This window comes from Pseudobutyrivibrio sp. ACV-2, from assembly GCF_900107545.1.
Taxonomy (GTDB): Bacteria; Bacillota; Clostridia; order Lachnospirales; family Lachnospiraceae; genus Pseudobutyrivibrio.
In genome coordinates this window covers 106,358-116,324 of record NZ_FNQZ01000010.1, presented here as the reverse complement: position 1 = coordinate 116,324, position 9,967 = coordinate 106,358, and the positions used below count along the sequence as shown (strand labels likewise).

General features: G+C 34.4%; 12 protein-coding genes. 11 read left to right on the top strand and 1 reads right to left on the bottom strand.

All coding sequences use genetic code 11. The annotated features are described in order from the left end of the window. The first annotated feature begins 29 nt into the window (after positions 1-29). From BLV53_RS11725 to BLV53_RS11685, 9 genes are all read left to right on the top strand, one after another. Positions 30-554, top strand: coding sequence for a GNAT family N-acetyltransferase (locus BLV53_RS11725; RefSeq protein ID WP_090301069.1), 525 nt, complete (start codon positions 30-32; stop codon positions 552-554). An 11-nt stretch (positions 555-565) separates the two neighbouring features. After that, positions 566-1,498, top strand: coding sequence for a glycosyltransferase family 2 protein (locus tag BLV53_RS11720; protein WP_090301067.1), 933 nt, complete (start codon positions 566-568; stop codon positions 1,496-1,498). A 59-nt stretch (positions 1,499-1,557) separates the two neighbouring features. Continuing rightward, entirely contained in the window at positions 1,558-2,754 is a 1,197-nt protein-coding gene (locus BLV53_RS11715; protein WP_090301066.1) for a hypothetical protein, read from the top strand. A 288-nt stretch (positions 2,755-3,042) separates the two neighbouring features. Next, positions 3,043-3,657: a superoxide dismutase gene (locus BLV53_RS11710; RefSeq protein WP_090301065.1), complete on the top strand. Its 615-nt coding sequence runs from the start codon at positions 3,043-3,045 to the stop codon at positions 3,655-3,657. Positions 3,658-3,870: 213 nt separating this feature from the next. After that, positions 3,871-5,520 (top strand): AAA family ATPase, encoded by a 1,650-nt coding sequence (locus BLV53_RS11705; RefSeq protein ID WP_090301063.1) that lies wholly within the window; start codon positions 3,871-3,873, stop codon positions 5,518-5,520. A gap of 368 nt (positions 5,521-5,888) precedes the next feature. Continuing rightward, the gene (locus tag BLV53_RS11700) at positions 5,889-6,314 is read left to right on the top strand and encodes a hypothetical protein (protein WP_090301061.1); all 426 of its coding nucleotides are present in this window, start codon (positions 5,889-5,891) and stop codon (positions 6,312-6,314) included. A 6-nt stretch (positions 6,315-6,320) separates the two neighbouring features. Continuing rightward, the gene (locus tag BLV53_RS11695) at positions 6,321-7,712 is read left to right on the top strand and encodes an AAA family ATPase (protein WP_090301059.1); all 1,392 of its coding nucleotides are present in this window, start codon (positions 6,321-6,323) and stop codon (positions 7,710-7,712) included. Then, positions 7,702-8,412, top strand: a complete 711-nt coding sequence (locus tag BLV53_RS11690) for a toprim domain-containing protein (protein ID WP_090301057.1) — start codon at positions 7,702-7,704, stop codon at positions 8,410-8,412. The genes BLV53_RS11695 and BLV53_RS11690 overlap by 11 nt, the downstream gene beginning before the upstream one ends. A gap of 65 nt (positions 8,413-8,477) precedes the next feature. Next, positions 8,478-9,068, top strand: coding sequence for a HEPN domain-containing protein (locus BLV53_RS11685; RefSeq protein WP_090301055.1), 591 nt, complete (start codon positions 8,478-8,480; stop codon positions 9,066-9,068). Positions 9,069-9,089: 21 nt separating this feature from the next. Here the strand turns inward: BLV53_RS11685 and BLV53_RS11680 are convergent, their stop codons facing one another. Continuing rightward, positions 9,090-9,308: a tryptophan-rich sensory protein gene (locus BLV53_RS11680; protein WP_278335395.1), complete on the bottom strand. Its 219-nt coding sequence runs from the start codon at positions 9,306-9,308 to the stop codon at positions 9,090-9,092. Positions 9,309-9,467: 159 nt separating this feature from the next. On the opposite strand from BLV53_RS11680, the gene BLV53_RS11675 reads away from it, so the two are divergent. Beyond that, the gene (locus BLV53_RS11675) at positions 9,468-9,683 is read left to right on the top strand and encodes a hypothetical protein (RefSeq protein WP_170830838.1); all 216 of its coding nucleotides are present in this window, start codon (positions 9,468-9,470) and stop codon (positions 9,681-9,683) included. A gap of 67 nt (positions 9,684-9,750) precedes the next feature. Continuing rightward, a complete protein-coding gene (locus BLV53_RS11670; RefSeq protein ID WP_090301049.1) occupies positions 9,751-9,936 on the top strand; it encodes a type II toxin-antitoxin system HicA family toxin in 186 nt (61 codons plus the stop codon). Positions 9,937-9,967 lie beyond the last annotated feature (31 nt).

Genomic DNA, 9,967 nt, shown 5'->3' with positions numbered 1-9,967 from the left:
ACAGTAAAGGATTTCTATAGCAAGAACTAATGGCAAATATGAGAATAGACGGAGAAAAAATATATCTAACCCCTATTTCAGATGAGGATTTGGCAGATTTTGTCCGCTGGCGTAATAGTCAGTTGGTAAGAGAACGCTATATATACCGTGGCGAATTTACCATAGAAGGGCAAAAGGCCTGGATAAAGTGCCATGTGGATACAGGTGAAGCCATTCAGTACATTATCTGGGATAAGCAGGATGATAAAAGAATCGGCTGCGTGTATATCCAGGATATTGACAATGTTAATCACAAAGGTGAATATGGCATTTTCATAGGTGAGGAAGACTATTTGGGAGGTGGCCGAGGACGCGAGGCTGCAGAACTTATAGTAGACTATGCTTTTTCACATTTGAGTATGCATAAAATATATTTAAGAGTTTTATCTGACAACATTCGAGCATACAAATCCTATGAGCATGCAGGGTTTGTAAAAGAGGGATTATTCCATGACGATGTTTGTATAGATGGACTCTATCATGACGTGATTTTTATGGCTAGATATAAGGATTGAAGGTGCAGAAAATGAAAGTTTCTTTTGTAATACCATGCTATAGATCTGAAAAAACTCTGGAAATAGTAGTAAGCGAAATACAAAATAAAATGCAGCAAATGACAGAGCATACTTACGAAATCATTTTGGTCAATGACTGTTCGCCTGATGGCACACTAAGTGTTATTCGTAGGCTCTGTGCAGACAATGAAAATATCATTGGAATAGACCATGCTAAAAACTTTGGTCAGCACGCAGCTTTGATGGCTGGATTCAGCTTTGTATCAGGTGATGTAGTTGTATGCCTGGATGATGATGGTCAGACACCTGCTGACGAGGTAGACAAGCTTCTGGACAAAATAGATGAAGGCTATGATGTTGTTTATGCCGAGTACAAGCATAAACAGCATTCTGGTTTTAGAAATTTTGGTAGCTGGGTCAATAAAAAAATGACAGAAACCATGCTAAACAAGCCAAAGGAACTCTATGTTTCAAGCTATTTTGCTGCTAAAAGATTTATCGTAGATGAAATGCTCAATTACAAGGGCGCGTACCCTTATGTAATCGGTTTAGTTCTAAGAAGTACAAAAAGTATTTGCAATGTAGAAGTAAACCATCGAGAGCGTATGGTTGGTGAATCCGGTTATAGCATGAAAAAGCTTCTTGGACTTTGGATGAATGGATTTACGTCATTTTCTATTTTGCCACTTAGAATGGCGTCATATAGTGGAGGATTTGTCGCTATCCTAGGATTTGTGTACGCAATTATAGTGATAATCAGAAAATTCAGTGATCCTACAAGAATGTTAGGATGGAGTTCTGTTGTTTCTATCATGCTTATTTTAGGAGGGATGATACTTTTAGTATTAGGTCTTATTGGTGAGTATGTAGGTAGAATTTATATAAACATGAATAATTCACCCCAATATGTTATAAAGAGTGTAATTAAGAAAGATAAGATGTAATCAAATAATAAAAAATAGATACGAAGAGTTTAGATTAAACTACTCAAGAAAAGGGGAAAATGAAAAATAGATGTAGATTTTTGGAAAGCATTTTATGGTTATGGGTGACATACATCACATCATATTTAACATATAAAATGACAACTTCTGATGGAGTCACGTTTGCATCAGATTATCTTGTTCATATTAAGTATTCTTTAGCAGGCAAAGGATATAGTCTTTTATCATTAATCATTATATTGTTATATAGGATTTCAAATAGTACTTTGCCTATTGCTGTTCTTATTGGAGTAATTGTATCAACAACTGGAGTGGCAATAAGAAAAGTATTATTGTACTCGATAGATGTGAGAGTTGACAAAGAAGTAGTAAATAAGAACTATAATATTATAACATTTCTTTCGTTTGCACTTCTTTTTATTTCTTCTTTATATATCCCAGAAAAAACTCCATTCTACCTTTTGACTGATGAGATTGGTAATTTAGTAAGGCTTGAACATACATATATACAATCGTATTTAACACAGCCATGGCACAATTCTACATATATTGCTATGCGATTGTTTGCTATGATTTCTATTGTTGTATACATAAGAATTATCAGAAATGTTGATATAAAAATAATAGATTTTATAGCATTTTTTGTTAGCTTAGTGTTATCCAATATGTTCAAACCTAACTTTATTGTTGCATTTGCACCTTCAGTATTTATATTTTTTATTGTTGCAATGATACAAAAAAAAGATATAAAAAAATATATTATACTGCTGGCTATAATTGTATTGAGTATGTGCCCATTGATATATCAGTATAAAGTTCTTTATACAGCGGACAATGATTCTGGGATAGTTCTTACTTTTAGCGTAATAAAAGAGCTGATAAATGGCGGATATTTTAAATGGATGGTTCTGGCTACATATCTATTTCCTACATTAGTATCAATTTTATGTATACATGAAGGATTATTTGATTATATTTTTGGTTTTGCATGGGTGTTCGAGGTAGTAACATTTATACAAAAACATTTTCTACTTGAAAACGGAATGCGAATGTTGGATGGTAACTGGGGATGGAATATGATGTTTGCATCACTTGTACTATATGTGGTTTGTATAGGAAAACTTTTATCTTTACGTGAGATGGAAGATAAGCAAAATAATTTCTATAATCTTACATGGGGAATATTAGCAATACATATTATCTATGGATTTATGTATTTTGGGATGATTTTAAGAGGAGGGGCATATGCAATTTAATATCGATGTATTAAATGCAGATTGATGCCTGTTGGTAAACGATAAAACGTATACTTAAATGTGATGTTCTTAGTGAGTTTTATGACAAAAGAGAATATAGGTTTTTATTTTTCCACATATGATTAAGAAATGTACACTTGCCAATATTATCTAAAAAAATTCTTGATAAAAATGGAATGCCAAGGCGTTATATAATACTGCTCACATATTTTATAATGTAGTATAATTTATTCATGCTAAACCAAAGCATTTACTATTTTTCAAACAAAAAAGGAGGGGGTATTTACAATGTTTGAACAAATAAAATTAGATTATGCCACAAACGCTCTGGAACCATGGATTGATCAGGCTACAATAGAGACGCATTATGGTAAGCATCATGTGACATACACAAAGAATTTTAATGATTTGGTCGAAAAGGCCGGTTTGACTGATAAGTCCGTCGAGGAAATCCTAGGAAACCTCGATAAAGTAGATGAGTCAATTCGCCAGGGACTTAAGAATCAAGGTGGTGGATATTATAACCACAATCTATATTTTGAAATGTTCTCACCTAACCCAGCTAAAGCGCCAACAGGAAAGCTGGCAGATGCTATAAATAACAAATTTGGAAATACAGATAACTGTAAAGAAGAAATATCAAAGCTTGCAGCAGCTCAGTTTGGTTCTGGATGGGCATGGCTTTCTACAGATAATTCAGGAGAACTATATGTTTCAAATTCTTTAAATCAGGATAATCCTATTTCAGAAGGTTCGGGTCATATTCCACTTATTGCATTAGATGTGTGGGAGCACGCTTACTATCTGAAATACAAGAATCTACGCCCAGACTACATCAGAGCCTTTTGGGAGATTCTTGATTGGGATAAAGTGAGTGCCAGATACGAGCAGATAGTTGGATAGAATACATCTTGTAATAATCGCAAAACCACTTTAATAAGCGCCAAAAAAGGCGCTTACTTTAATATATGAATGTTTTCAGTCGTAAGTGCTTAGTCTTCCACAGGATGTAGAAAACATGAAAACATCGGCTATATTATGCTATAATACAGTATCAAGGTTAAAATAAACCTTGGTACTGTTTTTTATATTAAACACGCATCGGAGAAAAATGGTATGGGTATCTATTTAAATCCAGGAACAGAAAAGTTTGAGGAAGCAATACGATCAGAAATCTTCATAGATAAGACAAGGATGATAGATTATCTTAATTCTGTAATTGATACAAAGCAGAAATATGTGGCAGTTTCTCGTCCTAGAAGATTTGGAAAGACCATAGCTGCTGATATGATAGGTGCGTATTACGACATTTCTACAGATAGCAGAAGTATATTTGCAGATAAAAAGCTCAATCCTGAGATAAATAACGATGACCATAAATATATTCCAAAACAACAATGGGATCTTTATCTAAATAAATATAATGTTATACATATCGATATGGTTAAATTTATCAAGGGCAAGGATAATGTGGATGATTGTATTGAATTAGTAAATAAAAGAGTTACTAAGGATATTGTGAATGCCTTTCCAGACGTTGATTTTTCAGATGTTAACGATTTGCATACAAGCTTAGAAGAAATATACGCTGCCAACAAAACGAAGTTTGTGATGGTTATAGACGAATGGGATTGTGTGTTCCGAAAGCTTCAAAATGATTTGGAGGGGCAAAAAAGATATCTGGATTTCCTACGTGATTTGATGAAAGATGAACCATACATTGCATTGGCTTATATGACAGGAATTCTTCCAATAAAGAAATACGGTGAGCACTCGGCATTGAATATGTTCGACGAATACTCAATGATAGAACCTGCTCAGTTGGCGGAATATGTGGGGTTTACAGATGAGGAAGTACTGCAGCAATGCAAAGATTACGGACGTAATTTTGACGATTTGAAATGTTGGTATGACGGCTATCACCTGACTGGGGTAGTTCCACCTCACGAGGTGAATCCACAAGAATATCATATTTATAGTCCATTGTCTGTTGTAAATTCTATTAGAACCGGGACCTTTAGTAATTATTGGAATGAAACTGAGACTGGAGAAGCATTAAAAGAGTACATACGTAGAAATTTTGATGGTTTAAAAGAAGATGTAGCAGTATTAATGAATGGCGGCCGAGTGTCAGTAAATGTAAGTACATATCAAAACGATATGACAACATTCAATTCAAAAGATGATATTTTTACATTGCTCATCCACTTAGGATATCTTGGCTACGATAGCCATAGTAAGGAAGTTTTTATTCCAAATAAAGAGGTTAGAGAGGTATTCAGGGAAACGACGCAAGATCAAGAGTGGAACTACTTATTCCAAGTATTAAATAATTCTCAGAAACTACTCGAAGCCACATGGGCAGGAGATGAGGCTGTTGTTGCAAAAATGGTAGAAGAGGCTCACATGAGAGCTGGTAACCAAACATATAATAGCGAAGCTGCGTTATCATATGCAGTTCGTTTAGCATATTTTAATGCGGAGGAATACTACACACTGATTCCAGAGATGCAAGCAGGTAAAGGATATGCGGATTTGGTGTACATACCATCTCCAAAGTACCCTGATAAGCCAGCTATTCTTATTGAGTTAAAATGGAACAAGGATGCAGAGTCCGCAATGAGTCAAATTACAGATAAAAAGTATCCTGATGCATTGAAAAAATACGAAGGAAATATAATTCTTGTGGGAATAAATTATGACAAAGAAGTAAGACCTGATAGTGAGGGGTATAAGCATCATAGTTGTAGGATTATGAGGGGATAAAGTTTGGTGCGAGAAAATTGACAGTAAAGAAGAAATCTCTCCGTAGATTTAGTTAGTGTCTTTTAATTAGGATATTTAGAGTTAGATTCCTTTTAAAACTATAAAGGAAGAAGACAATGTTAAAAATAATATTTGGGGTTAGGTATAGCATTCAATTCCCGAAATAAAATTTAAAAGTCTAAAAGATATATTTGACTATTTAGGGCGACAGGACAGTTCGTTCTTATGTAAACGGTAAATCATCAGTACCTCGTTCCATTTGTTCGGATTTGAGATAATTCTGTATAACAACTATGGATTGTATGGAAACTATGGACATAGTTCTCATACAAGTCATAAAATCCGAACATATAGGAGGATATACTCATATGAAAAATTCAGCTGCCTTAAAAAGACAGATGCGTTATCAGCAATGGGTTGAAGAAGTTAAAGACTTCAATTCCAGACCCAAAGACATGACAGTTCGTGAATGGTGTGCCCTTCACGATATTAAACCACCAACCTTCTATGATCACATGCGACGAGTTCAGGACTATTTCGCAAGCCAGCTTCAGACTACAGATGAATCTAATCAGATGATTGTTAGTGAACCGACTTTTGTTGAACTATCACCTGCTATTACTGAACCAAAACCAGTAACGTATGGAGTAGCTTCAATTCAGCCATATATAAAATTTAATATAAAGAAAATAAATAAAAGCAAACGTTTTTGCTGGATCTGTATTTTTTATACGATTTTGCCAAAAATGTTTGCTTTTTTTGTTTGCTGTGATATTATACGAACAGGAGGATGAAAAAATATGAACACAATTGTCAGATTAGCTGCACTTACAATAAAGAATTTTAAAAATGTTACTAACGGTAGAGTAATTATGCCAGGAGCGCTTGGGAAATCTTTTATAAGAGATAACTCGGAGGTACTTGGCATATATGGGCAAAATGGTTCGGGAAAGACTGCTGTTGTTGATGTTATGTATTTTCTTCAACAGATATTTCTTGGCGAGAAATTAGATGAAGAGATAGCAGACTATATTTCTGCGGATGCTGAGACAGCTGAAATTGAAGTTGATTACAATATTTTTATAAAACGAGTGATTTATGAAGTCACATATAAGGTATCTTTGAGAAAGGAAGATAGAAGTGTTGTAATAATCCGAGAGTCTCTTAGCTGTGCAAAAAATGAGTGCGATAAAAGAACAAATAAAACAGTATTTATGGAATTTGATCGAAATGATACTTCGCAAGTGTTTAAGCCAGCCATTAGAGTACAGGAGCTTATTGAGGAAAATAAGGAAAACAAAACAGATATTATAGTTGCAAAAAAAATGGCAGAAAAAAGCAACTGCTCATATATATTCGGAGAGAGTAGTAGAGAAATATTCTGTAAAGAGTATCTAAATGGTTTTAAGGATTATGCATTTATTATTTCGACATTATACAAATATGCGGTTAAAGATTTATTCGTAATAAGGAGCTCTCATTCAGGAGTTATCACTGCTCAAATAGTTTTGCCAATGGCATTCAGACTTGATGAAAGCGATGGTGGAAGTAAGGGGGATTTGCCTATTTTTATGAAGGACCCAATTACGTTGCCTCTGCGTGAAAAGCAATTATTATATGGAATAGTTGGCCAAATAAATCTAGTTATTAATAAAATTATTCCAGGTCTTCAGATTTCTATAAAAGAACATGGAAAACAAGCACTTGACTCAGGAGAAGATGGTTGGAAGGTTGAGTTGATGTCTAAACGCGATGGACAGTCTGAAATACCAATCAGAATGGAATCTGAAGGCATAGTTAAAATTATTTCCATTCTCAGTGCCCTTATTCAGGCTTATAATGAGCCTTCTGTTTGCTTGGTAATTGATGAGCTTGATGCAGGAATATTTGAGTTTATGCTTGGTGAGTTGTTGGATATTTTTAATACCGATGGAAAGGGTCAACTATTATTTACTTCTCATAATCTTCGTGCTCTTGAAATGTTAGATAAAGAGAATATTATGTTTTCGACGGTTAATCCAGATAATCGATATATACGAATGAAAAATTTGCGTGAGTCAAACAACTTTAGAAAACAATATATAAAGACACTCACATTAGGGGGCCAAGATGAACTGATTTATGATGAAACCAATAGCTTAAAGATTGCTAGGGCTTTTAGAAAGGCAGGTAGAAGCATTGGTGAATCTTAAGAAGAAGGTTATTATTTTCATAGTAGAAGGCCCATCGGATAAGGCTGCGTTAGGTACCATTTTTCAGAATTATTTTTCGACCGATGAAGTTAGATTTTTAGTGATACATGGTGATATAACTACAGAGCCTCATGTATCGCGAGACAATATAATATCTCGCTTGAACGACCAAATAAAAAGGACGATGGATAGATATGGTTATGAATCAGAGGATGTACAAGAGGTTATCCATCTAGTTGATACTGATGGTGCTTTTGTGAAAACGGATATCGTTGTTCAAAATGATAGTGCGGAGAAGCCATTTTATTATGAAGATAGAATTGAAACAAATAACAGAGATGGAATAATATCCCGAAATGAGTGTAAAAAGGGTATCCTCACAAAACTATATCTAACTGGAAAAGTGTGTGAATCTCTGTGTGAGGGCGGAATTAAATACAGAGTGTATTATAATTCTTGTAATCTAGAGCATGTTTTATATGGAGAGCTAAAAGCGTTCACAGATAGAGAAAAGGAAGAATTGGCAGATGATTTTGCTGAGAAATATGAGGATGAAGTGGAGGCTTTTGTTGCTTTTATAACAAATCCAGAATTTGCAGTCATAGATAGTTATAAGAAAACTTGGGCTTTTATAGAAAAAGACTCGAATTCGTTGAAGCGGTACAGTAATTTGGGGTTGGTGTTTGGGAAAATAGATTAGTGATTTGAAACGGCTTTAATATTGCACATAGTTTTTCTGTAGTAAGCGAAGGGAGTGTTACAACTATGAAAATGGAGACCAAGATACATAATACGGATAATAAGGCGCTGCAATCAGTTATTTGGGCAAAGGCATTCTATAATGCATATATTGCCCTGGAACAGACAAAACAAGAGTGTCCTTTTGAAATAATGATAGATGTACCAGTAATTGTGAATGGATGTTTTTCGATAGAATTATCCATAAAGGCTCTTCTAATTAACAGTGGAATTCAATACAACAAAAGACATAATATTTATATTTTATTTTCGCTATTGCCTGACTCACTACAGTTTGAGGTTTTGGATCATTTGTTGACGAAGGCGCCTGAATATAGAGAAGAAGGTAAAGTACTAGATGAGCTATTACTGATATCAAATGCATTTGTGGATTGGAGATATTCATTTGAAGGTACTTTAGCACCAGCAGTAGATTCAAGATTTATATCAGCTTTTGCAAATGCATTGTGTTGGACGTTATTGGCACATTATAACGTGAAAATAGAAAAGGTAGATGATGATTTGAAAAGTGATGAGGAAATTGATTTGATGTTTGAGGAAAATCGAAGGATGTGTAAGGATAGAAATCTCTCAATTATTGGGAAGAAACTTTTATAATCAGGCTCAGGCTGTGTACACTTAGGTGAGGACAAATACGAAATTACGATATATACTTCCTAGCATGTACTGTGCTGCGTTAAAAAATATAAGTGACCAAGCAAAGTTAAAAGCAAGCTGCACAAAGTAAACCATCATTGTAGCAAACTTTGCTTTTTTCTTTCCTGGGGTATCTGCTGAAGCGGCCATCAAGAAATAACTACCTAAACCCATTAGGATATAATGAATCCGCCCATGCAATAGGGAATAGCCAATCAGGCGGCGCTAGCATTGGCTGTTTCATAACCCCATATGAAATTTAAAGATATTGTACGAAATAGATGTTTGTCTAATATGTCCTCAGAGGGGGGACATGATTTTGAAAATCTTGATATAGTAAAGAAAAAAGTAGGTGAGTGTATGAGTAAAAAAGATAAAGTCATAAAATTAATGCAAGATGGCGAATTATATACGATTAAAATGATTGCTTATGAAACATCATTAACAGAATTGGATGTACTTAGAGTATTATACAAATATGATAATATGTTTAATGTTTACGCGATGAACTTGCCTAATGATTATGATGGTAGTTGCCTTTATAAAATCAATAATAGATATTCAAAAGAAAGATAAATAGCATTGACAATGCGCATTGCATGCGTATAATTATAAGTGAATAAACATTTTCGAGGTAACTGATGTGAAAAGACAAATTTTAATTAAAAGCCTTGAAAATGCTGGCTTTTATCTGCTCAGAAATGGCGGTAGTCATGATATTTATACCAATGGTACAACACAGGTCGTGATACCGCGTCACAGAGAGCTTAATGAGATAACAGCTAAGCAGATTATCAAGAAGGCAGGATTTAATCCCTACCTTGCTTGATTTTTCTGTAGGGGAAGAGTGGAAAGGTGTT